Genomic DNA, 21,646 nt, shown 5'->3' with positions numbered 1-21,646 from the left:
TTCCGGGTCTCCTGTGTCGGGTCGGCGACGGGACTCCATCATTGCCTTGAGGAGACGGGCGGCAGGGCGTAGGGGCGGTGGTGGGGTCGTGCGCGTCATGACTTGGAACCTGTGGTGGCGGTTCGGGCCTTGGGAGGAGAGGCAGAAGGCGATCCTCGGCGTCTTGCGTGAACTGCGCCCCGATGTCGTCGGTTTGCAGGAGGTCTGGGCGAGCGACGACGGGGAGAACCTCGCCGAGTGGCTGGCCAGGGAGCTCGGTATGCACTGGGCGTGGGGTCCTTCCCCCGCGCCCGGGCGCTGGCAGCGCAGGATCGGGGACACGAGCGTCGGGATCGGGAACGCGGTACTCAGCCGTTGGCCGGTGACCGACCACGCCGTACTGCCCCTCCCCGCCCCCACCGACGTCGCCGACGGCCGCCTCGCCCTGTACGCCCGCCTGGCCACCCCCTCCTACGACGTCCCCTTCTTCACCACCCACCTCACCTCCGTCCCCCATGCGTCGGCGGTGCGTTGCCGCCAGGTCAGAGCGCTGGCCGAGTTCGTCGCCGAGCACCGGGACGGCACACCCTTCCCGCCCGTCGTCACCGGCGACTTCAACGCCTGGCCTGATTCGGACGAGATCCGCCTCCTCGGCGGCTACCGCACCGCCCCGGCCGTCCCCCGGCAAGTCCTCTACGACGCCTGGGAGTACGCCGAGCCGGGCGCGCCCTCCTTCACCTGGGACGCGGCGAACCCCTACGCCGCCGCCGGTCTGGGCCCCAGCGCCCGCATCGACTACATCCACGTGGGACCTCCGGGCGCCGGTGGCCTCGGCCACGTACGCGGCGTACGGCGTGCGGGCGACGGGCCGGTGGACGGGGTTTGGGCCTCCGACCATGCGGCGGTCGTGGCGGACCTCAGCGCGGGGTGACGTGTGCGGGTTGATGCGGACAGAAGCTGACCGCAAGGCTTCCTACGGTCGTTTCATGACGCAGAACAGCACGCAGACGCAGAAGATCCTTGTCACCGGCGCCACGGGAACCGTCGGCCGTCAGGTCGTCGCCGAACTGCTCGCCCGTGGCCATGCGGTCCGCGCCCTCACCCGGGACCCGGCCAGGGCCGCCTTCCCGGTCGGTGTCGAGGTCGTTCAGGGCGATCTGACCGAGCCGGACAGCCTGCTTCCGGCCCTGGAGGGCGTCACCGGCCTCCATCTGATCACCTTCGGCGGGGCCTACTTCGCTCCGTTGGAGACCGGCCCGCGGATCCTGGAGCTGGCCCGCGGCGCCGGTGTAAGGCGGGTCACCGTGTTGCACGGCGGTGGGCCGTCGCTGCTGGAGGACGCCGTGCGCGCCGACGGCGGTGTGGACTGGACCGTGCTCATGCCGGTCGAGTTCATGGCCAACGCCCTGGAGTGGGCGGACGGGATCATGGCCTCGGGCGTGGTGCACGAGCCGTTCGTCTCCCGGCTGAGCGCCATGGTGCACGAGGGCGACATCGGCGCCGTCGCCGCGGTCGCGCTCACCGAGGAGGGGCACGGGGGCAAGGAGTACGTGATCACCGGCCCCGAGCTGCTGACCGTCGGCGACAAGGTGGCGCAGCTTGCCGCGGCCCGTGGCCGGGAGATCGCCCTGGTCGAGCTGACCGAGGAGGAGGCAGTCGCCCAGTGGCGGGCGGCGGGCCACCCGGAGGACGTCATCGGCTTCCTGATCGAGGCGTACGGGAACACCCCGGAGGTGGGCCGCACGGTCGTCGACACCGTCGAGAAGGTCACCGGCCACCCGGCCCGCACCTTCGGCCAGTGGGCCGCGGAGCACGCGGACGCCTTCACGGCCCAGTCCTCCGTGGCAACGGCATAGCCCCCGAGCAGTGGGCGGGCAGGACGTGGAAGATCCGCATCGCGCAGCTCCGGTGACCACCGCGTCCTTGCCCGCACTGTTCAGCCGGCCTCCGTGACAAGCTCGTCCAAGCCGGGGATGACGTTGCCGCACGGGCACCGGTCCGGATGGCCGAGCAGTTCGTAGAGGTGCCGCTCCGCGGACTCGGAGATCACGTGCTCCCAGCGGCACGCCTCGATGTGCACCTCTTCCCATGGCATCCGGATCACGCTGACGAGCAGGCACTCGGCCAGCCTGTGCTTGCGCGTCACCCGGGTGGCCAGCGTCCTGCCCGCCCCGGTGAGCACCAGCCGCCGGTCGCGGGCCACATGCAGCAGGCCGTCCCGCTGCATCCTGGCGACCGTCTGGCTGACCGTCGGGCCCGACTGGGCAAGCCGCTCCGCTATCCGCGCCCGCAGCGGGACGATGCCCTCTTCCTCGAGTTCGAGCACCGTACGGAGGTACATCTCCGTGGTGTCGATGAGTCGGGACATGCCGGTCGTCAGGCGGGCGTCTCGGCGGTGGCGGTCAGGACCGCGCGGCCGAGGATGTGGCTCGCCATGGTGAAGCCGAGGACGGCCGGGGTGGCGTCGGCCGCGACGCCGATGGTCTCGGTGTCGAGGGCGTGTATGACGACGTAGTAGCGGTGCGGGCCGTGTCCGGCCGGCGGGGCGGCGCCGATGAAGCGGGCCAGGCGGGCGTCGTTGGGCAACTGGAAGGAACCCTCGGGCAGGCCCGAGCCGGTGTCGTCGCCGGCGCCCTCGGGCAGCTCGGTGACGGTGGCGGGGATGTCGGCGACGGCCCAGTGCCAGAACCCGGACCCGGTGGGGGCGTCGGGGTCGTAGACGGTGACGGCGTAGCTCTTGGTGCCCTCAGGGGCGCCGCTCCAGGACAGCTGTGGGGAGACGTCCTTCCCGCCGGGGACGCCGAAGATGCCGGAGAACTGCTCGGGCGACCAGGCCGTGCCGTCGGTGACGGTGGTGCTGGTGACGGTGAAGGAAGCCGCCTCGGGGAGGCGGGCGAACGGGTCGTTGGCGCTCATTGCGTCGTTCCTCTCTGTCGACCGTGGATCGACCATAACACGGATAATCGATTATCTGCGGGATCGTCTATGCTCAGACCATGACGCAGACGGCCGACACCCCGACCTCCTCGGGGAAGCAGATGCTTTCCGAGCAGGTCTACGCGCACCTGCGCGACGCGATCATGCGCGGCGACTTCGCCCCCCGTGACGCCCTCAAACCGCAGGACCTCGCCAAGCAGCAGGGCGTGAGCCTGGCCGTCGTGCGCGAGGCGCTCGTGCGGCTGGTCGGCGAGGGTCTCGCCGACCGGCTGCCCAACCGCGGCTTCGCCGTCCCGGCCTCCTCCGACCGCCGCTGGCACGAGATCGCGGAGGCCCGCCGGACCATCGAACCGGTCGTGCTGCGCATGGCCGTCGAGCGCGGCGACCTCGACTGGGAGGCCCGCGTACGAGCCGCTCACCACCGCCTGGCCCGCACCCCGCCGTATCTGCCGGAGGAGGGCGAGTACTACACCGGCGCCTGGGCCGAGGCCCACCGCGCCTTCCACCGCACCCTGCTGGAGGGCTGCGGCAACCCCGTCCTGCTGGAGACCTGCGACCGGCTGTGGACCGTGAGCGAGCTGGCCCGCCGCTGGTCGGCGCACCGCAACCCCGACCGGGACGGCCTCCGCGAGCACCGCCGCCTGGAGGAAGCGGCACTCGCCCGGGACGCCGACGGCGCGGCCGAGACACTGGCCCAGCACCTCACGCTGACCGCGGCGGGACTGACCGGGTCCTGATCCGCCGAAGCGCTCCGCCGGCATATGCGGTTCGTTCGCCGCGGGCCGGTGGGGGCTGGTCGCGCAGTTCCCCGCGCCCCTTCGGGGCGCTCAGCCCCGTCCCAGGAAGATCGGGTTCGTGAACGCCGCCAGCGCCCCCGGCAACGGTCCGATCACCGTTTCGTGCCGCAGCTCCACCCGCACGTAGGCCGCATACGACGGCGTGGTCCGCCACTCCACACTCCCCGCCCCCGACACCGGCAACGGCGCGCTCGTGAACAGCACTCCCTGGTCGGTGACGATCCGGACCGTGCAGCGCGGGGCGCCGGTGACGTCCACGCGGACGGTGACCGGGGTGTCGTGGCCGACCTCCAGCCGCTCGCCGATCCCCGCGTGCTCACCGCGCCCGCCGGACGCGCTGAAGGCCACCGAGACATGCCGGGACTCGGCGACGTACGAGCGCCCCGCCCGGATGCCCGCCTGGATCGCCCCCCGGCTCAGCTCGTCGGCCAGCACGACGGTCTGCGGGTGCCCGACCACGTCCGGATCCCGGTGCGCGTCACTGTTCCCCATCGCCGGGATCCACCCCCGGCCCTCGGACCGCACGGACGCCACCAGCATCCCGTCCCAGTCCGCCAGCGCCACCTCGTCGTCCGGCGTCCACGGCCCGTTCCACACCTCCACCGCGTCCGCCTCACCGAACCCGAACTTCCAGGTGCAGCCGATGCAGGTGGCATGCGGATGGGCGGGCACGACCAGACCGCCCGCCCGGCGGATCTGCCGGGCGAACCGGCCGAACCGGTTGTCGCGGGCGCGATAGCGCCAGTCGACGAAGGTGCCCGGATCCGTTCCCAGCGCGACGAGATGCCCGTTCCGCGTCGTCACCTCCTCGCCCAGCAAGATCAGCAGGTCGTCGCCCGCCTCCCTGGCCCAATGCGCGTGCGCCGCATGCGTGTTGTGCTCCGACGTGTTGATGAAGTCCAGCCCCGCCGCCCGCGCGAGCGCCGCGATCTGAGCCGGGGTGCGGCGGCCGTCGGAGTACCAGGAGTGCAGATGGCAGTCCCCGCGGTACCAGGCCCGGCCCCGCCCCTTCGCGCGCGAGGGCGGGTACGCCGGCTCGACGACGGCGCCCGGTTCGCCATAGGACAGCGTGATCGTGATCTCGTACGGCAGACCCTGCGGCGCCACCGTGTACGGGCCGAGCGCGATGTGCCAGGTGCCGGGGCGGATCGGGCCCGGGATGTAGCCGGGCGTGGCGTCGTCCGCGCGGAGGAAGAACTCCGTGCGCGCCCCGCCCGACCAGCCCCGGAAGCCACGACCGCCCAGCTCGGTGCCGCGTTCGTCGAAGATGCCGATGTCGAGGGCGTTGCCGGGGGTGCCGGCCGGGACGGAGGGCTTGTCGTAGGTGTACGCGACCTTGATCTCCCGTACGCCGGACGGGACTTCGAGCGGCAGGTAGACGAAGTCGGGCGATCCGGTGGGCAGGGTGCCGCGTACCGTCTTCGTCTCCTGGGTCCGGCCGTCCGCGGCCGAGGCGAAGCTCACGCTTCCCAACGTAAGCGCGGCGGCCGCTCCCGTCACGAACAGCGCGCGTCTGCGGATGCCGTGGTCGTCTTCGCACATGCGCAGAACTCTGGTCTTCGGACGTGAACTGCCGTACAAGGAAGAGGAATCCGCGAACATCCGACAGTGGGACCTGCGCGGATGCCGACTGGTCGGTATGGACATTCAAGGTCCGTCGCGGTAGAGATGGGCCATGCGCCTCTCCGTCACGATCTTCCTCACCGACGAGACGATCACCCCGACCCGGCTCGCCCGCGAGCTGGAGCAGCGGGGCTACGCCGGGCTGTATCTGCCCGAGCACACGCACATCCCCGTCGAGCGGGTCACCCCGTACCCGGCGGGCGGGGAACTGCCGCCCGAGTACGGCCGCACGCTCGACCCCTTCGTCGCGCTCGGCCAGGCCGCCGCCGTGACGGACCGCCTGGGCCTCGGCACCGGCATCACGCTCGTGGCCCAGCACGACCCGATCGACCTGGCCAAGCAGATCGCCACACTCGACCATCTGTCGGGCGGCCGGTTCACGCTCGGGCTCGGCTTCGGCTGGAACGTGGAGGAGGCCGCCGACCACGGGGTGGAGTGGCGGACGCGTCGCGAGCTGGTCCGGGACCGGATGGCGTTGATGCGGGCGCTGTGGGCGGAGGAACCGACCGCGTACGAGGGCGAGTTCGGGGGTGTGCGGGCGAGTCACGCCTACCCCAAGCCCGTGCAGAAGCCGCGCGGCCCGGTGGTCGGTCCGCGCACGCTGGTCGGGGGCGCGGCGGGCCCGAAGCTCTTCACGCACATCTGCGAGTACGCCGATGGGTGGATGCCGATCGGGGGGCGGGGTCTGTCGGAGTCGATGCCGCGGCTGCGGGCCGCCTGGGCGGACGCGGGGCGGGACCCGGCGGGGCTGCAGGTCGTGCCGTACGCGGTCTATCCGAACCCGGGCAAGCTGGCGCACTATGCCGACCTCGGCATCGAGGAGGTCGTCGTCCAACTCCCGCCGGCGGGGGAGGCAGAGGTGCTTGGGATGCTGGACGGCTACGCCGAGTACCTGTAGCCGAGGGGATGGCTGCCAACCCAGGGGCGCGGGGAACTGCGCGACCAGCCACAACGAGCCCGCACCCGGCAACGCACCGCAGCCTCCCAGGACCCCCCGACCCCGCTGAACCGGCGGAGCCCCTCCGTATGCTCGAAGGATGACGACCACCGTGAGCTCCGGAACCGGTCCCACCGAGAACTCCATGCGTCGCGCCCTCAAACGCGCCCGGGACGGCGTCGCGCTCGACGTCAACGAGGCGGCGGTGCTGCTCCAGGCCCGCGGTGAGGCTCTCGACGACCTCACCGCGTCCGCCGCCCGGGTGCGGGACGCGGGCCTTGAGGCGGGCGGCCGCCCCGGGGTCATCACCTACTCGAAGAGCGTCTTCATCCCCCTCACCCGGCTGTGCCGGGACAAATGCCACTACTGCACGTTCGTGACCGTCCCCGGCAAGCTGCGCCGGGCCGGGCACGGGATGTTCATGTCCCCGGACGAGGTCCTCGACATCGCCCGCCGGGGCGCCGCCCTCGGCTGCAAGGAAGCGCTCATCACCCTGGGCGACAAGCCCGAGGAGCGGTGGCCGGAGGCGCGGGAATGGCTCGACGCGCACGGTTACGACGACACGATCGCGTACGTCCGGGCCATATCGATCCGCATCCTGGAGGAGACGGGGCTGCTGCCCCACCTCAATCCCGGGGTCATGTCATGGACCGACTTCCAGCGGCTGAAGCCGGTCGCCCCGTCCATGGGCATGATGCTGGAGACGACGGCCACCAGGCTCTGGTCCGAGCCGGGCGGGCCGCACTACGGCTCCCCGGACAAGGAACCCGCCGTACGTCTGCGGGTCCTGGAGGACGCGGGCCGCTCCTCCGTCCCCTTCACGTCGGGACTCCTCATCGGCATCGGCGAGACGTACGAGGAGCGCGCCGAGTCGCTGTTCGCGCTGCGCCGCGTCTCGCGGTCGTACCACGGCATCCAGGAACTGATCATCCAGAACTTCCGCGCCAAGCCGGACACCGCGATGCGGGGCATGCCGGACGCGGAGCTGGACGAGCTGGTCGCGACGGTGGCGGTGGCCCGGCACATCATGGGCCCGGCGGCCTGTCTGCAGGCCCCGCCGAACCTGGTCGACTCCGAGTACGAGCGGCTGATCGGCGCCGGAATCGACGACTGGGGTGGGGTGTCGCCCCTGACCATCGACCACGTCAACCCGGAACGCCCCTGGCCGCAGATCGAGGAACTGACCGAGCGCTCGCGTGCCGCCGGCTTCGAGCTGCGTGAACGCCTCTGCGTCTACCCGGAGTTCGTGCAGCGCGGCGAGCCCTGGCTGGACCCGCGGCTGCGCCCGCACGTCCGCGCGCTGGCCGACCCGGAGACGGGGCTGGCGCGCCCGGACGCCGTGGTCGAGGGGCACCCGTGGCAGGAGCCCGAGGAGGTGTTCGTCCCCTCCGGCCGTACGGATCTGCACACCTCCATCGACACCGAGGGCCGTACGTCCGACCGCCGCGACGACTTCGACGAGGTGTACGGCGACTGGGGCGCCCTGCGCGAGGCGGCGGCGCCGGGCATGGTGCCGTCCCGGATCGACACGGACGTACGCGCCGCTCTGGCGACGGCGGCGGACGACCCGACGAAGCTGACCGACGAGGAGGCGCTGGCGCTGCTGCACGCGGAGGGGCCGGCGCTGGACGCGCTGTGCCGGGTCGCCGACGACGTACGCAAGTCGGTGGTCGGCGACGACGTCACCTACATCGTCACCCGGAACATCAACTTCACCAACGTCTGTTACACGGGCTGCCGTTTCTGCGCCTTCGCGCAGCGCCGCTCGGACGCGGACGCGTACACGCTCTCGCTGGAACAGGTCGCCGACCGGGCGCAGCAGGCGTGGGACGTGGGGGCGGTGGAGGTCTGCATGCAGGGCGGCATCCACCCGGACCTGCCCGGCACGGCGTACTTCGACATCGCGAAGGCGGTGAAGGCGCGGGTGCCGGGGATGCATGTGCACGCCTTCTCGCCGATGGAGGTGGTCAACGGCGCGACCCGGACCGGGCTTTCGATCCGCGAGTGGCTGACGGCGGCGAAGGAAGCGGGCCTCGACTCCGTCCCCGGCACGGCGGCGGAGATCCTCGACGACGAGGTCCGCTGGGTCCTGACGAAGGGCAAGCTGCCGACGGCGACCTGGATCGAGGTGATCACGACGGCCCACGAGGTCGGCATCCGGTCCTCGTCGACGATGATGTACGGCCACGTGGATCAACCGCGTCACTGGCTGGGCCACCTGCGGACGCTGGCCGGGATCCAGCAACGGACGGGCGGCTTCACGGAGTTCGTGACCTTGCCGTTCATCCACACCAATGCGCCGGTGTACTTGGCGGGCATCGCGCGCCCGGGCCCGACGATGCGGGACAACCGAGCGGTGACGGCGATGGCGCGACTGCTCCTGCACCCTTGGATTCCCAACATCCAGACGAGCTGGGTGAAGCTGGGGACGGACGGCGCGGCCGAGATGCTCCGCTCCGGCGCGAACGACCTCGGCGGCACGCTGATGGAGGAGACGATCTCGCGGATGGCGGGATCGTCGTACGGCTCGTACAAGTCGGTACGTGACCTGGTGGCCGTGGCGGAGGCGGCGGGCCGCCCGGCGAGGCCGCGTACGACGCTCTACGGGGAGGTGCCTCAGGAGCGGCAGCGGGCGGCTCAGGCCTCGGACGGGCATCTGCCGGAGCTGTTGCCGGTGCTGGACTGACCGGTGCTGGACCGAGGGGACTGAGGGCTCGCAGTACGATGATCCGACCCTGTCGGTGAGCTGAGGAGATGCGTACCCGTGCCAGCCCCGAAGGTCTGGGTGACCGGTCTGACGGTGGGAGCGATAGCAGTGGTCGCCGCCCTGGCCGTCCAGGCCGACAAGGGCCCGCGTCCCACGGCGACGGCCCGTCCGAGCGCGTCGGCGTCGGCTTCGGGGGGCGGGCAGCCCAGCCCCACCGCCTCCGCACCGGCCGCGGTACCGGACGCCTCCGGTACCGGCCGGCGCATCGTCTACTCCCTCGGGCAGCGGCGGGTGTGGCTGGTCGACGAGAGCGACGCCGCCCGCCGCACGTTCGCCGTGTGGCCGGGGACGGTCGCCCCCGACCCCGGCAGCTACTCCGTCGTCTCCCGCCGCGACGCGACGACGGGCTCGGACGGGGTGGCGATCGAGAACATCGTCTACTTCGCCACCAAGTCCGGCCTCAACATCGCCTTCTCCAACGCCGTCGACGGCTCCTCACCCCCGCCGGCCTCGGGCACCCAGACCGGCGGCATCCGGATGCGCAAGGCCGACGGGTCGGCGGTGTGGACGTTCGGCTCGACGGGGACGACGGTGGTGGTCGTCAACTAGCCCCTTCAGTCACTCCACTTTGATCAGCGTGACCTGCATGGAGGTCCGGTAGGTGGTCCCGTCGTCCGTCCGCTCGTGCAGAACCGTCTGGACGCGATGGCCGTCGCTGAACTCCACGGTGGAGCGGGTCGTGTCGCCCTGGTAGGTCCAGGTGTCGCCGTCCGCGACGAGCCGGCTGACGGTCACATTGCCCTGACTGTCGAAGAAGTGCGACCGGTAGGCGCCGCTCGTCTCGTCGTAGCCGATGATCTCCGTGCCACCGACGTCGAACTCCCCGATCCGCCCGTAGGCGGAGTGGACGAGGAAGACCCCACCGGGACCCATTCATAGACGTCGGAGGTCGTGATCGTCGCCCCCGCGCTGCCGTCCTCATTGATCACGTGACCTTGGTTGATCCACCGTCCCACCCAGGCGTCGAGCGCCCGGCGCCGAGGCCCCGGCCCGGCCGGCGGGCTGCCGGCGGCCTGCTCGGTGCCGCGGTTGACGGCCACCACACGTGGTGTCGTCCCGTCCGTCACGACTCACTCCGTCCGCCGGTCAGCTGCACGACGAGCAGCACGATCCCGCTGAACACGAAAGCACGTGTCGCCGCGTCGAGCCCGTTCCAGTCAGCCGACTGCCACATCGAGAACCACTCACCGCCGATCGCGATGAACCCGGCGCCGAAGAGCAGCAGGACCATCAGCAGGCCGTACGTCGAGAATCGCCGGGCACGGGAGTCGTCGCGGCGGAACCAGAGCCACGTGCCGTACAGCAGCACCAGCGCGGCGACCGTCTCCCAGACGATGATCACCACATACGCCGTGTCCTGAAGTCCCTTACTGGTGATCGCTCTCCACATCAGGTCGTCGTCCTTGAACGTCGTATCCATCGCCAGGACGTGCCGCACGAACTGCTGGTTCGTCCCGAAGTCGGTGATGTTCCCGAAGGCGACGAGCGCTATGTAGAGCGCGACGCTCGCGGTGAGGAGGGTGGCGGTGAGGTGAAGTGCGTTTCGTGGGGATGTAGTTGGCATGGTGGTCATCTTCCCGGGACGGGCCGGGTGTGTTCCAGATCAATCGAGCCGGAAACGACCTCCCCTGAACTGGAGTTGGGGCAACCCGGACGAACTACTCGGTGTCCTTGGGGTGGCGGGTGGATGCGTACACGAGATGGACAGTGCGGCGCTCGTCGTCGACGAGGTAACGCACGCGACCGCCCGCCGTCACCTCGTACTCCCATTGGGGTGACGTCGTCGCCGCGCTTAGGGTTCACGGGGCCGTCACCTCGCCGTGGTCCTCGTCCGGCAGCCGACGGGTGAGCTGCGCTCGGCCACGAACTGCTGCAACTCGTCCGCCGGCAGATGACGGACCCATGGGAAGACCGAAGGCAGAGCACGCAGTATCGCCCGCTCACCGGCATCGCTGCGGACGAGGGCGGGCTGTGCGAGTTCGACATCCTTGGTGGCCGCGGCTTCATCAGTTTTCTGGCCGTGCCCCGCCATGAGTGCGTCTACGTCTGCAATGTCACTTGGTACGGCTAATTGCCGTCCATGACCCCGAAACCTCGCTCATAACTGACCAAACCGTACAAACCAGGCCACACCCCGTATACCGATCCGCCCCCTGAACCCACCGTCCCCGTTCGATTACAGTGCTGAGCTGTCGTACGTGCGGGCGATACCAACGGAGGTCTTGGTGGGTGCGGCAGCCGGGGCCGTCTGGGGACGTGCCGAGCAGCAGGACTTCCGTAGCCGGGTGCGTGGGACGCTGCTCGGTGCGGCGCTGGGGGATGCGCTGGGCGCGCCCGTCGACGGGCTCGGGAGTGATGAGATCCGGGAGGCGTACGGCGCCGAGGGGCTCGTGGATCTGGCCGTCGGGTACGGGCGGCGGGGCGCCGTCACGCATCTCACCCAGCTCACCCTGTTCTCCGTCGACGGGCTGATACGCGCCCAGGTGCGCCGCGACACCGGCGCCTGGCATCCGCCGACCGATCTGCACCGGGCGTATCTGCGATGGGCGGCGACCCAGCGGGACTGGGGGCCCGACGAGCGGCGGAAGGACGATGGGTGGCTGGCCCGGGAGGAGTGGCTGTACGCCCGGCGGGATCCGGCGCGCTCGCTGCTCGTCGGGTTCGGGGACGAGGCCATAGGGACGCTCGACGCGCCCAAGAATCCCGGCGAGACCGGGCCGGAGGCCGCCGCCCGTTCCGCGCCGTTCGGGCTGCTCGTGGGGTGGGAGCCGCAGCTGGTCGTGCAGCTCGCCGTGGAATGCGCGGCGCAGACGCACGGTCATCCGGCCGCCTTTCTGTCCGCGGGCGCGTACGCCGTGATCGTGCACTCCCTGGCCCGCGGCGAGACCCTCGACGGCGCCGTGCAGCGGGCCCTGGCGCTGCTCGCCGCCCGGCCCGGGCACCAGCCCGTCTCCGACTCGCTCCAGCACGCCCTGGGCGCCGTACGGCAGGGCATGCCCTCGACGGCGCGGGTGGAGGAGCTGGCGGGGGACGGGACGGCGGACGGGCTGCTGGCCGCGTCCGTGTACTGCGCGCTGGTGGGGGAGGACGTACGGCACGGTCTCTGCCTCGCCGTGAACCAGGCCGGGCCCTCGGGTGCGGCCGGCGCGCTGACCGGCGGGCTGCTGGGCGCCCTGCACGGCGAAACGGCCCTCCCCCCGGCCTGGCTGGCCGAGCTGGAGGGCCGTCCCACGATCCTGGAACTCGCCGACGACTTCGCCATGGAGATGACGCAGGGACCTGCCCTGCACGGTCCGGCCGGCTCGGCCCCGGGCTGGATCGCCCGCTATCCGAGGGCCTGAGCAGCGGCTCAGTCCTTCGCCGTCGTACGCACCACGTCGTCCCCCGCTCCCGCCGGAGCCGGCACCGCGGCGGCCGCCGCCCCGTCCCCGTCCGTGTTGATCTTCTCGATGATCGCGAGCCGTTCCGGGGTGTCCTCCGGCTTCACGAAGCCGATGAGGATGTACAGGACCAGCGACACCGCCAGCGGGATCGACACCTGGTACTGGAGCGGGACGCCGCCCTCGACGTTCCAGTTGATCGGGTAGTTGACCAGCCAGAAGGCGAACAGGCCCATGGCCCAGCTGGTGAGCGCGGCGGTCGGTCCCGAGCGGCGGAACGGGCGCAGCAGGCCCAGCATCATCGGGATCGCCATCGGGCCCATCAGACCGGCCACCCACTTGATGACGACCGTGATGATGTCCTCGAAGGTCGGGGAGTTGACCTGGGTGGCCGCCGCCATGGAGAGGCCCAGGAAGACGACCGTGGCCACGCGGGCCACGCGCAGCCCCTGACCCTGGCTCCAGGTCCGTGCCCTGCGCCAGATCACCGGCGCGCAGTCACGGGTGAAGACGGCCGCGATCGCGTTGGCGTCGGAGGAGCACATGGCCATGGTGTGCGAGAAGAAGCCGACGATGACCAGGCCCAACAGGCCGTGCGGGAGGAGTTGTTCGGTCATCAGCCCGTAGGAGTCGGAACCGTCCGGCTTCTGCGACTCGACCAGCAGCGGCGACATCCACATGGGGAAGAACAGGACCAGCGGCCACACCAGCCAGAGGATCGCCGACAGCCGTGCCGAGCGCTCGGCCTCGTGTGCGTTGCGCGTGGCCATGTAGCGCTGGGCCTGGTTGAGCATGCCGCCGTTGTACTCGAAGAGCTTGATGAAGAGGAAGGCGAGCAGGAAGACCGTGCCGTACGGTCCGACCAGCGGCTTGTCGTGGCCCTGGAGCGCCGGCTCGTCCCAGGCGCCGAAGAACCCGATGCCCTTGTTGTCGAGTTCGACGATCACCGCGACGAACATCGCGACACCGGCCAGGAGTTGGATGACGAACTGCCCGAGCTCGGTCAGCGCGTCCGCCCACAGGCCGCCGATGGTGCAGTAGACGGCGGTGATGGAACCGGTGATGAGGATGCCCTGGTTCAGCGACACACCCGTGAACACCGACAGCAGCGTCGCGATCGCGGCCCACTTCGCGCCCACGTCCACGATCTTCAGCAGCATCCCGGACCAGGCCAGCGCCTGCTGGGTCTTGAGGTCGTAGCGGTTCTTCAAGTACTCGAGCGGGGAGGCGACGTGCAGCCGGGAGCGCAGCCGGTTGATGCGCGGCGCGAACAGCTTCGACCCGATGGCGATACCGAGGGCGATCGGGAAGGACCAGGTGACGAAGGATGTGACGCCGTAGGTGTAGGCGATGCCCGCGTACCCGGTGAACATCACCGCGCTGTAGCCCGACATGTGGTGCGAGATGCCGGAGAGCCACCAGGGCATCTTGCCGCCGGCCGTGAAGAAGTCGCTGACGTTGTCCACGCGCTTGTGCGACCAGACGCCGATGGCGACCATCACACCGAAATAGCCGATGAGCACGGCCCAGTCGAGACTGTTCATGTGCCCCCTTCCAGGGTCCGCCATGTGAACGGCCCGCTCATCGTGAGTGCGTTTACACGAGCACGACAAGCAAGCGTCAGGTCAAGGGAGAGTAAAAATGTTCTCCTTGATGACCTGCGTTCACAGACATGAACCCCAGAAAACGGCTCAGCGCATCAGCTCCCCCGCGTTGACCAGCAACGACTGCCCCGTGATCGCCCGTGCCCGGTCCGACGCCAGGAAAACCGCCGCGTCGGCCACGTCCCCGTCCGTGGCCAGCTCCGGCAGCGCCATCCGATCCGCCAGCCGCTTCAGTACGTCCGCCTCCGGCACCGCCTCGGTCTGCGCGGCGAATTGCACGTACGCCCGTACCGGCGGCCCCCACATCCACCCCGGCAGCACGGTGTTCACCCGGATCCGATGCGGCCCCAGCTCCCGCGCCAGCGAGTACATCGCGCTCGTCAGCGCTCCCTTGGAGGCTGCGTACGCCGCCTGCCGCACCTCCGAGGGCGCCGCCACCGCCGACTGCGTCCCGATGAACACCACCGAGCCCCCGTCCGTCTTCAGCGCCGGAAGACAGGCCCGGGTCATCCGCAGCGACCCCAGCAGATTCACATCGATCACCGACTGCCACGTCACGAAGTCGGCATCCTCCAGACCGCCGAAGTAGCCGTCCCAGGCGGCCACATGGACGACCGCGTCGATCCGCCCGAACCGCTCCCGCGCCAGCCCGGCGAGGGCCTCGCACTGCGCCTCGTCGGTGATGTCGGTCGCCCGGTACGCCGTGTGCGCCCCGTCCGGATCGATCTCGGCGGCGCTCTTGGCGAGATTCGCCTCCGTCCGTGCCCCCAGCACGGCATTGCCCCCGTCCCGTACGACGGCCGCCGCGACCTGATGCCCGAGTCCGGCCCCGACTCCCGACACGACGACCGTCTTGCCCGCGAGCACTGACATCCCGATGCCTCCCGCCTCTTCCGCTCTATCTGACGGAGCGTCAGAGTATGGGCGACCGCAGGAAAGGGGAACCGCATGAGCGACGACACCCGCAGCGACACGTACGCCGAGCTGGCCGCCGTAGGCCCGTACGGTGTCCACCCGGGCCACGCCCTGATCACCATGGTCGAACCGCATCCGGGCCACGAGTACGCGTACAACCGCTGGTACGAGGACGACCACTACTACGCCGGCGCCATGGCCATGCCCTGGATGTACGCCGGGCGCCGCTGGGTGGCCACCCGCGACCTCCAGCTCCTCCGCTACCCCGAGAAGTCGGCGATCGCCCAGCCGGTCACCGTCGGCTGCTACATCTCGACGTACTGGATCACCGACGGCCGCTACGACGACCACATGAGGTGGACCGTCGGCATCAACAAGCGCCTCAACCGCGACGGCCGCGTCTACCAGGACCGCACGCACGTCTTCACGGCGTTCCAGGACCACGAGGCGACGGTCTACCGGGACGGTGCGGCCGGGCCCCGGGACTATCACGCCCTCGATCACCCCTACGCCGGACTGGTCGTGGAGGTCGTCGACGCCGAATCGGCCGGGCAGCGGGCCGAGTTGCTGGAATGGCTGCGTTCACGCCATCTGCCGAAGCGGCTCGCGGGCTCCCCGGCAGCGATGGTCACCGTCTTCCGGCCGACCCCGCTGCCGGGGGATCGCATGTCGTACGTGAAGCAGGTCGAGGGCGTCGATACGCGGCTGACCCTGCTGTGGTTCCTTCAGGCGGACCCGCGGGAGTGCTGGGAGGAGTACTTCACCGGGCTGGACACGGCGGTCGGGGAGACGGGACTGGGGAGGGTGGAACTGGTGGCGCCGTTCGTGCCGACCGTGCCGGGGACGGACATGTACGTGGACCGGCTGAGGTAGCGGGGAGGGGGCGCGGGACCATAAGCCGAGCCCCCTCGGCAAGGACGGCGGGCTAGTCGAGAGGGCTCTTCCTGTGGTGCTTATGGAGTTGTGGGAGACGGTGCAGCATCAGCCGAGGTCGAATGCTCCCCGGCCGGCCTGAGCCACGAAGGCGTTCCACGCGTCCGCCGGGAAGGCCAGCGTGGGCCCTTCGGGGACCTTGGAGTCCCGGACGGCCATGGCCGCGAGAACCGGTGACTTGATCTCGACGCACGCGCCGTTTCCCGTGGAGTACGAGGACTTGGTCCACGTGTCCGTGGCGCCCTGACGAATTGCCATGTTTGCTCCGCGTTGCCAGTTGATGAGTTGCTGAGATTGCGCCAACGGTGTTGCTCGATGGCGTGATCGACGCTACTCGCCAACATCGGCTGATGAAGCGACCATTCACTCGACCGGATGGCATATTCCATTGGATCTTCCATCTGGGCCGGGCGAAGGTGTACCGTGCGCCTCCTTCTGCCCAGGGGGCGGAATTCAGGGCATCGGCCCTACCGCGCGTACTCCTTCGCGATGTCCGCGATGAACTGCCGGGACTGATCCACATTCAGGGCCTGCGCTCGCAAATGCTCGTACATCACCGCGTACTTCTGGACGTCGTTCGCCTTCTCCAGATACAGATCGCTGGTGACGCCCTCGATGTAGACCACGCTGGAATCCGCCGCGTCCGGGAACTCCAGGATCGCGTACTGCCCGTTCAGGCCGGGATGGGCGCCCATGTCGAAGGGGATCACCTGCACGGTGACGTGCGGGAGCTGGGACTGCTCGACCAGGTGCTCCAACTGCTCGCGCATCAGGGTGCGGTTGCCGACCACCCGGCGCAGAGCGGCCTCGTCCAGGACGGACCACAGGCGCAGCGGGTTGTCCGGGGCGGTGATTCGTTCCTGCCGGCGCAGCCGCACCTGGACACGCTTCTCGACCTCGGCGGCCGCGGTCTCCGGCAGCGCGCCCGCGATCAGCGCCTCCGCGTAGGTCCGGGTCTGCAGCAGACCGGGGACGACCTGAGGGTCGTACACCCGAAGGCTCGCCGCGTCCGTCTCCAGGCCGATGTAGACGCTGTACGGGATGTCACCGAACGAATGCCACCAGCCCTGCTGGCGGGAGTCCTTGGCCATTTGCATCAGCGAGTCGACGATCCGGTGGTCCTCCACCTCGTAGACCCCGCACAGATCGCGGACATCACGCTGGCTGATACTGCGCCGGCCGTTCTCCAGCCGACTGATCTTCGACTGCGACACCAGCAGCCGTTCCGCAACTTCCTCGGCTGTCATGCCCTTGAGCTCGCGAAGCCTGCGCAGCTCCTGGCCCAGCCGGCGCCGCCTGACGGTGGGATTGACATTGGACGCCACGGGACGTGCACCTCCGGCTGCGTGCCTTGATTGCCACTTTGCGTATCTGCTGCTGAGCAGACTGCCACCAAGGTGCTTCTTACCGCTGGGAAACGGTGGATATACGGCGGGTACGCGCCAGTTCGGACGCGGGTGGCGCCGGGTGGCGCGGCATGAAGGCGCCGCTACGCACGGCCGCGCGGGGCGGTGAGGCCGCGTCGTCGTCCGGACGTACGGCCTCATTGCCCCGCGCGGTCCAGCGGCTCCCGTACCGGGTCCGGGGGATGCGGTGCGGCGCTGATGTGCGTGGTGCGGTTGTGCGGCGGTTCGGTGGTGCTGCTCGTGTCGAGGGACTGCGGCTCAGTGGGCCACGACACGCGTCATGGAACCGCGACGCGGTTGCATCGGAACACCGCGGGCGGGTTCCGGTGCGGCCCTGCCACCGGGGGCGGCCTGGCGGCCGGCCGATGCCGGGCTGCGGCGCGGCTGGGCCGCCACGCCGTTCTGGACGTCCATCACGGCGTGCGCCACGAGGCCGCCCATGGGGTCGTGCCTGATCAGATCCCGTAGCCGGGAGCGGGACGAGCGTCCCTCATTACCCGGATACAGGTGCTTGCCGAGGCCGACCGCGTGCGCCAGTGCGGCGAGCGCCGCGGTCCGCGGGTCCGGCGGGACGCCGGTGCGGATCGCGGAGTCCAGCCGGGCCCTGATCTCCCGGCTGATCTCGGTCTGACTCGCCTGGTAGCGAGTCGTCGGCAATACCCCGCACATCTGGCCCGCCACGGCATGCACCATGCCGCACCGCTCCAGATGCGAGAGATAGGTCTGGCGCAGCCCCAGTCGTGGCCCGCCAATCCAGTGGACTGCCCGCACCGGGGCGCCGCGCCTTCGCAGCAACTCCAACGCGCAGTCCAGAGTCGGATCTCCAGTCGGCCGTGGGGACACCACGGCGATACGATCCCCGTCAGGGGCTATCCGTCCGGCCAGCGCCAGCTCCACTAGCTGTGCTCCGGCCAGACCAAGGTCGAGCGACTGCGGCTGTGCGGTGGTACCCGTGGTCGGGTCCAACGCCAGCAGCAGAAGCTCCTCCGGAAGTGTTCTGCGGCTCCTGCCCATCCATGCCTCCCCGCGTGGATGAATGACAGGGTGACCCCTCTCACATTGGTCTGTCGAGAGCGCGTGACCGGAATGTAGTGGAACCAGTAGGTATGTCGTTCTCGTCTACCGCAGGGGTTAAGCCCGCACACAGGACACTGGTACATGGTTCGGACAGGGGTAGGGATGCTGTGTCCGGGCGGCGATTCACGGTTCGGTACGCGCACGGAAGGCTCCGTGCGGCGCATGGAGGAGGCATCGGTGGCGGGCGAGTCCCCCGACAGGTCGAAGAAGCGCGAGTCGTCGGCAGAACCGACGTCGGGGAGCGCGGCTCCGGTTCCCGAAGCCAGAAGCGAGGCCGCGGATCCGCGCCTCGCGGTGGCACGGGACGCGGGGTCGTCCTCGTCGTCCGAGGCACGTGGTGGGGTGGATACGGCGACGAAGGTCTTCTCCGTACGAGACCTCCCGAAGGATGTGCGGGACGCCGCCGCGGGTGAGGGCGACAGCGACGGTGCGGCGGACTCCGCCGTGCCGGAGGACTCTTCCGGCGAGGACGCCGCGGACGCCGCCGGTGGCGAGGAGAACGCCGGGGGTGACGACCGGCTTCGGGCTGCTGTGGCCGCCTGGGTGGCCAGCGCGGACGAGGAGCCGTCGGAGGGGGACGCGGAGGCCGAGGGGGCGGTGACGTCCGAGGGCGACGAGGACGCCGACGGAGACGCGGCGACGTCCGAGGCCGCCGATGAGGGCGCGGAGGGCGGTGACGAGGCTGCGGGGGAGGTTGAGCCGGCTGCCGAGGCCGACGCCGAGCCGGACGCCGACGCCGAGACTGGCGTCGCCTCCCAGGGCGACGCGGACGCCGACGCTGATGCTGAGGCGGCTGACGCCGGGACCGAGGCCGGCAGTGAGGCAGGAGCCGCTTCCGGGGCTGACTCCGAGCTTGAGGGCGACGCGGATGCCGGCGGCGACGCGGAGGCTGAGGCGGAGGCCGACAGTGATGCCGGAGCCGATTCCGAGGCTGAAGCGGAGCCGGAGGGCGACGTCGACGCCGGGAGGCGTGCTGGCTCTGCGGGTGAGGCGGATGCCGACGCTGCCGCGGAGGCCGAGGCCGACAGTGAAGCCGGGGCCGATTCCGAGGCTGAGCCGGAGGCCAAGCCTGGTTCCGGGGCCGGCGCCGAGTCGGAGACCGACGTCGATGCCGAGACGGGTGCCGACTCCGAGGCCGATGTCGATGTCGACGCGGGGGCCGAGGCCGGCAGTGAGGCCGGGGCTGATTCCGTGGCTGACGCCGAGCCTGAGGGCGACGCCGATGGTGAGGCGCTGGCTGACTCCGAGGCTGAGCCTGACGCCGAGCCTGAAGGCGACGCCGACAGTCAGACCGCGGCCGACTCCGACTCCGAGCCCGTGGCTGACGCCGAGCCTGAGGGCGACGCCGACGATGACGCCGCGGCCGGCTCCGAGCCCGGGGCTGACGTCGAGCCTGAGGGCGATGCCGACGACGAGGCCGTGGCTGACTCCGAGCCCGAGGTCGAGCCGGAGGCTGACGCTGAGGCTGACGCCGGGTCCGTCGGCGATGACGACTCCGACGCCGGCGGCTCTCCCAAGGCCGACAAGCCCCCCGTAGACCAGCCCACCGCTGTCTTCAAGGCCGTACGGCCCTCCGCGCCCGCCGTCGATCAGCCGACCACCATGCTGAAGCTGGGTGGGGCGGCCAAGCCGGAGTCCAAGGACGCCGACAAGGCCGACAAGCCGGACGCAGGCCAGTCGCGCAAGCCCGTGGCCGACGTCGAGCGCACCAGTAGGTTCGTCGCGCTCAAGCCGCTGGACGAGCCGCGGCCCGCCAGGCCGGAGGCCACCTCGCCCGTGCCGCAGGTCGGGCCGGAGCGGACGACGCAGCAGCCGTTGCCGCCGAAGCCGCCGCTGGATCTGCTGGCGGAGCTGACGAACACGCCGCCGCCCCCGCAGACGCCGCTGCGCACGGCCGCGCGGCGGGTCAAGATCTGGACGCCGCTGGTCCTGCTGCTGGCGATTGTCTTCGGGGTCGTGCAGAGTGTGCGCCCGCTCCCGACGCCCACCCTCGACCTCACTGCGAAGGACGCCTTCACCTTCGAGGGCGGCAAGGTCGACATCCCGTGGCCCGCCGACGGACAGGCTGCCCTCAACGTCCAGGGCATCGGCACCTTCGGCAGCTCCGGCGACCAGAAGCCCGTCCCCATCGCCAGCGTCGCCAAGGTCATGACGGCGTACGTCATCCTCAAGGAGCACCCGCTCAAGAGCGGCGATGACGGTCCGAAGATCAAGATCGACCAGACCGCACAGGATCAGTCCGACGCCGGCCAGGAGTCCACCGTCGACGTCACCGCGGGCGACTCGATCACCCAGCGCGAGGCACTGGAAAGCATCCTCATCGCATCCGCGAACAACGTCGCCCGTCTCCTCGCCCGCTGGGACGCCGGCTCGGAGAAGGCGTTCGTGGAGAAGATGAACGCCGCGGCCGAGGACCTCGGCATGACCAACACGACGTACACCGATCCGTCCGGGCTCAACAACACCACTGTCAGCACCGCCGTGGACCAGGTGAAGCTCGCCGAGGCCGCCATGGGGGCACCCGCCTTCCGCGAGGTCGCCGCGATGATGTCCTACGACGACCACAAGGGCGTCAACCACTCGAACTGGAACCAGCTCGTCGGCAAGAACAACGTCGTCGGCATCAAGACCGGCACCACCACCTCCGCCCTCGGCAACCTCGTCTTCGCCGCGACGAAGGACATCGGCGGCGAGACCCGCACCATCATCGGCGCGGTCATCCGGCAGCCCGCCGGCGGCCCCGAGAACACCATCCTCAGCGCCGCACTCGACGGCGGCGACAAGCTGATCCGCGCTGCCCAGGACGCCCTGCAGGCCGCGACGATCATAAAGAAGGGGGAGGTCGTCGGTTACGTCGACGACGGCCTCGGCGGCCGCACCCCGGTCGTCGCCGCCAAGGACGTCACCGCCGTCGGCTGGTCCAGCCTGAAGGTCAGTCTGGACTTCGCCGCCGACGCCGTACCGCACACCGCGAAGGCCAGCACCAAGGTCGGCACGCTCACCGTCGGCGACGGCAGCACGGCCGGTGCCGTGAAGGTGCCCGTGGCGTTGCAGACCGACCTCAGCGAGCCGGGCTTCACGGACAAGCTGACGCGCCTCGCCTGATCCCGGGCGCGACGTTCCCAGCCGTCGCCCGCCGCTCGGCCCTCACCCGGGAGCCGAGCGGCGGGCCACGTGTTAGCGTCGCGAATCGGGGCAGGTCACCGCTCAGCGGACGCGCCGCGAAAGCCGCAGGGACGCGGCAGGCAACGCGCGGCGAACGGGACGCGTCCTGAACAGAACAGAAGACGG

General features: G+C 70.5%; 19 protein-coding genes and 1 pseudogene. 9 read left to right on the top strand and 11 right to left on the bottom strand.

Going from position 1 to position 21,646, the window contains the following annotated elements; genetic code table 11:
- Nucleotides 1-88 precede the first annotated feature (88 nt).
- Entirely contained in the window at nt 89-910 is an 822-nt protein-coding gene (locus tag ACTWQO_RS25285) for an endonuclease/exonuclease/phosphatase family protein (protein ID WP_443239640.1), read from the top strand.
- Nucleotides 911-965: 55 nt separating this feature from the next.
- The gene (locus tag ACTWQO_RS25280) at nt 966-1,835 is read left to right on the top strand and encodes an NmrA family NAD(P)-binding protein (RefSeq protein WP_443239639.1); all 870 of its coding nucleotides are present in this window, start codon (nt 966-968) and stop codon (nt 1,833-1,835) included.
- Nucleotides 1,836-1,918: 83 nt separating this feature from the next.
- Here the strand turns inward: ACTWQO_RS25280 and ACTWQO_RS25275 are convergent.
- Both ACTWQO_RS25275 and ACTWQO_RS25270 read right to left on the bottom strand, forming a co-directional pair.
- Nucleotides 1,919-2,347, bottom strand: a pseudogene (locus tag ACTWQO_RS25275) (metal-dependent transcriptional regulator); the annotation flags it as partial.
- An 8-nt stretch (nt 2,348-2,355) separates the two neighbouring features.
- Complete coding sequence (locus tag ACTWQO_RS25270) at nt 2,356-2,895, bottom strand: YbhB/YbcL family Raf kinase inhibitor-like protein (RefSeq protein ID WP_443239638.1); 540 nt, start codon at nt 2,893-2,895, stop codon at nt 2,356-2,358.
- 80 nt (nt 2,896-2,975) lie between these two features.
- Here ACTWQO_RS25270 and ACTWQO_RS25265 point away from each other — a divergent pair, with 80 nt between their 5' ends.
- Nucleotides 2,976-3,653 (top strand): GntR family transcriptional regulator, encoded by a 678-nt coding sequence (locus ACTWQO_RS25265; protein WP_443239637.1) that lies wholly within the window; start codon nt 2,976-2,978, stop codon nt 3,651-3,653.
- Between the two features lie 90 nt (nt 3,654-3,743).
- Here the strand turns inward: ACTWQO_RS25265 and ACTWQO_RS25260 are convergent, their stop codons facing one another.
- A complete protein-coding gene (locus ACTWQO_RS25260; RefSeq protein ID WP_443239636.1) occupies nt 3,744-5,255 on the bottom strand; it encodes a CehA/McbA family metallohydrolase in 1,512 nt (503 codons plus the stop codon).
- 133 nt (nt 5,256-5,388) lie between these two features.
- Between ACTWQO_RS25260 and ACTWQO_RS25255 the strand changes: the two genes are divergently transcribed.
- The 3 genes from ACTWQO_RS25255 (at nt 5,389) to ACTWQO_RS25245 (ending at nt 9,589) form a co-directional block, all read left to right on the top strand.
- The gene (locus ACTWQO_RS25255) at nt 5,389-6,234 is read left to right on the top strand and encodes an LLM class F420-dependent oxidoreductase (protein ID WP_443239635.1); all 846 of its coding nucleotides are present in this window, start codon (nt 5,389-5,391) and stop codon (nt 6,232-6,234) included.
- A 139-nt stretch (nt 6,235-6,373) separates the two neighbouring features.
- The gene (locus ACTWQO_RS25250; RefSeq protein WP_443239634.1) at nt 6,374-8,959 is read left to right on the top strand and encodes a bifunctional FO biosynthesis protein CofGH; all 2,586 of its coding nucleotides are present in this window, start codon (nt 6,374-6,376) and stop codon (nt 8,957-8,959) included.
- A gap of 78 nt (nt 8,960-9,037) precedes the next feature.
- Nucleotides 9,038-9,589, top strand: a complete 552-nt coding sequence (locus ACTWQO_RS25245) for a hypothetical protein (protein WP_443239633.1) — start codon at nt 9,038-9,040, stop codon at nt 9,587-9,589.
- Nucleotides 9,590-9,598: 9 nt separating this feature from the next.
- On the opposite strand, the gene ACTWQO_RS25240 is transcribed toward ACTWQO_RS25245, so the two are convergent.
- On the bottom strand, nt 9,599-9,913 hold the full coding sequence (locus tag ACTWQO_RS25240) for a hypothetical protein (protein ID WP_443239632.1): 315 nt from the start codon (nt 9,911-9,913) through the stop codon (nt 9,599-9,601).
- 190 nt (nt 9,914-10,103) lie between these two features.
- The gene (locus tag ACTWQO_RS25235) at nt 10,104-10,604 is read right to left on the bottom strand and encodes a DUF2165 domain-containing protein (RefSeq protein ID WP_443239631.1); all 501 of its coding nucleotides are present in this window, start codon (nt 10,602-10,604) and stop codon (nt 10,104-10,106) included.
- Nucleotides 10,605-11,265: 661 nt separating this feature from the next.
- Here ACTWQO_RS25235 and ACTWQO_RS25230 point away from each other — a divergent pair.
- Nucleotides 11,266-12,381, top strand: coding sequence for an ADP-ribosylglycohydrolase family protein (locus ACTWQO_RS25230; protein ID WP_443239630.1), 1,116 nt, complete (start codon nt 11,266-11,268; stop codon nt 12,379-12,381).
- An 8-nt stretch (nt 12,382-12,389) separates the two neighbouring features.
- Here ACTWQO_RS25230 and ACTWQO_RS25225 read toward each other — a convergent pair whose 3' ends face one another.
- Nucleotides 12,390-13,964, bottom strand: a complete 1,575-nt coding sequence (locus ACTWQO_RS25225; RefSeq protein ID WP_443239629.1) for a sodium:solute symporter family protein — start codon at nt 13,962-13,964, stop codon at nt 12,390-12,392.
- A gap of 147 nt (nt 13,965-14,111) precedes the next feature.
- The gene (locus ACTWQO_RS25220) at nt 14,112-14,897 is read right to left on the bottom strand and encodes an SDR family oxidoreductase (RefSeq protein ID WP_443239628.1); all 786 of its coding nucleotides are present in this window, start codon (nt 14,895-14,897) and stop codon (nt 14,112-14,114) included.
- 75 nt (nt 14,898-14,972) lie between these two features.
- Between ACTWQO_RS25220 and ACTWQO_RS25215 the strand changes: the two genes are divergently transcribed.
- Nucleotides 14,973-15,812, top strand: a complete 840-nt coding sequence (locus ACTWQO_RS25215; RefSeq protein ID WP_443239627.1) for a hypothetical protein — start codon at nt 14,973-14,975, stop codon at nt 15,810-15,812.
- A 108-nt stretch (nt 15,813-15,920) separates the two neighbouring features.
- Here ACTWQO_RS25215 and ACTWQO_RS25210 read toward each other — a convergent pair whose 3' ends face one another.
- The 4 genes from ACTWQO_RS25210 to ACTWQO_RS25195 all read right to left on the bottom strand — a co-directional run bounded on the left by ACTWQO_RS25210 (nt 15,921) and on the right by ACTWQO_RS25195 (nt 18,292).
- Nucleotides 15,921-16,130, bottom strand: coding sequence for a DUF397 domain-containing protein (locus ACTWQO_RS25210; RefSeq protein WP_155056542.1), 210 nt, complete (start codon nt 16,128-16,130; stop codon nt 15,921-15,923).
- 209 nt (nt 16,131-16,339) lie between these two features.
- The gene (locus ACTWQO_RS25205; protein WP_443239626.1) at nt 16,340-17,197 is read right to left on the bottom strand and encodes a helix-turn-helix domain-containing protein; all 858 of its coding nucleotides are present in this window, start codon (nt 17,195-17,197) and stop codon (nt 16,340-16,342) included.
- A 218-nt stretch (nt 17,198-17,415) separates the two neighbouring features.
- The gene (locus tag ACTWQO_RS25200) at nt 17,416-17,553 is read right to left on the bottom strand and encodes a hypothetical protein (RefSeq protein ID WP_443239625.1); all 138 of its coding nucleotides are present in this window, start codon (nt 17,551-17,553) and stop codon (nt 17,416-17,418) included.
- On the bottom strand, nt 17,537-18,292 hold the full coding sequence (locus tag ACTWQO_RS25195) for a GOLPH3/VPS74 family protein (protein ID WP_301981770.1): 756 nt from the start codon (nt 18,290-18,292) through the stop codon (nt 17,537-17,539). Before ACTWQO_RS25195 ends, ACTWQO_RS25200 begins: the two co-directional genes overlap by 17 nt.
- A 216-nt stretch (nt 18,293-18,508) precedes the next feature.
- Between ACTWQO_RS25195 and ACTWQO_RS25190 the strand changes: the two genes are divergently transcribed.
- Complete coding sequence (locus tag ACTWQO_RS25190; RefSeq protein ID WP_443239624.1) at nt 18,509-21,460, top strand: D-alanyl-D-alanine carboxypeptidase; 2,952 nt, start codon at nt 18,509-18,511, stop codon at nt 21,458-21,460.
- The last annotated feature ends 186 nt before the right edge of the window (nt 21,461-21,646 follow it).

The sequence above is a fragment of the Streptomyces sp. 4N124 genome, assembly GCF_052245395.1.
Taxonomy (GTDB): Bacteria; Actinomycetota; Actinomycetes; order Streptomycetales; family Streptomycetaceae; genus Streptomyces.
This window is presented reverse-complemented; position numbering and strand designations above follow the sequence as displayed.

Bases quoted from the DNA above. Each gene is read 5' to 3' on its own strand.
- ACTWQO_RS25280 (WP_443239639.1), top strand. From the start codon at position 966: ATGACGCAGAACAGCACGCAGACGCAGAAGATCCTTGTCACCGGCGCC.
- ACTWQO_RS25270 (WP_443239638.1), bottom strand. From the start codon at position 2,895: ATGAGCGCCAACGACCCGTTCGCCCGCCTCCCCGAGGCGGCTTCCTTC.
- ACTWQO_RS25265 (WP_443239637.1), top strand. From the start codon at position 2,976: ATGACGCAGACGGCCGACACCCCGACCTCCTCGGGGAAGCAGATGCTT.
- ACTWQO_RS25260 (WP_443239636.1), bottom strand. From the start codon at position 5,255: ATGTGCGAAGACGACCACGGCATCCGCAGACGCGCGCTGTTCGTGACG.
- ACTWQO_RS25255 (WP_443239635.1), top strand. From the start codon at position 5,389: ATGCGCCTCTCCGTCACGATCTTCCTCACCGACGAGACGATCACCCCG.
- ACTWQO_RS25250 (WP_443239634.1), top strand. From the start codon at position 6,374: ATGACGACCACCGTGAGCTCCGGAACCGGTCCCACCGAGAACTCCATG.
- ACTWQO_RS25240 (WP_443239632.1), bottom strand. From the start codon at position 9,913: ATGGGTCCCGGTGGGGTCTTCCTCGTCCACTCCGCCTACGGGCGGATC.
- ACTWQO_RS25235 (WP_443239631.1), bottom strand. From the start codon at position 10,604: ATGCCAACTACATCCCCACGAAACGCACTTCACCTCACCGCCACCCTC.
- ACTWQO_RS25225 (WP_443239629.1), bottom strand. From the start codon at position 13,964: ATGAACAGTCTCGACTGGGCCGTGCTCATCGGCTATTTCGGTGTGATG.
- ACTWQO_RS25220 (WP_443239628.1), bottom strand. From the start codon at position 14,897: ATGTCAGTGCTCGCGGGCAAGACGGTCGTCGTGTCGGGAGTCGGGGCC.
- ACTWQO_RS25215 (WP_443239627.1), top strand. From the start codon at position 14,973: ATGAGCGACGACACCCGCAGCGACACGTACGCCGAGCTGGCCGCCGTA.
- ACTWQO_RS25210 (WP_155056542.1), bottom strand. From the start codon at position 16,130: ATGGCAATTCGTCAGGGCGCCACGGACACGTGGACCAAGTCCTCGTAC.
- ACTWQO_RS25195 (WP_301981770.1), bottom strand. From the start codon at position 18,292: ATGGGCAGGAGCCGCAGAACACTTCCGGAGGAGCTTCTGCTGCTGGCG.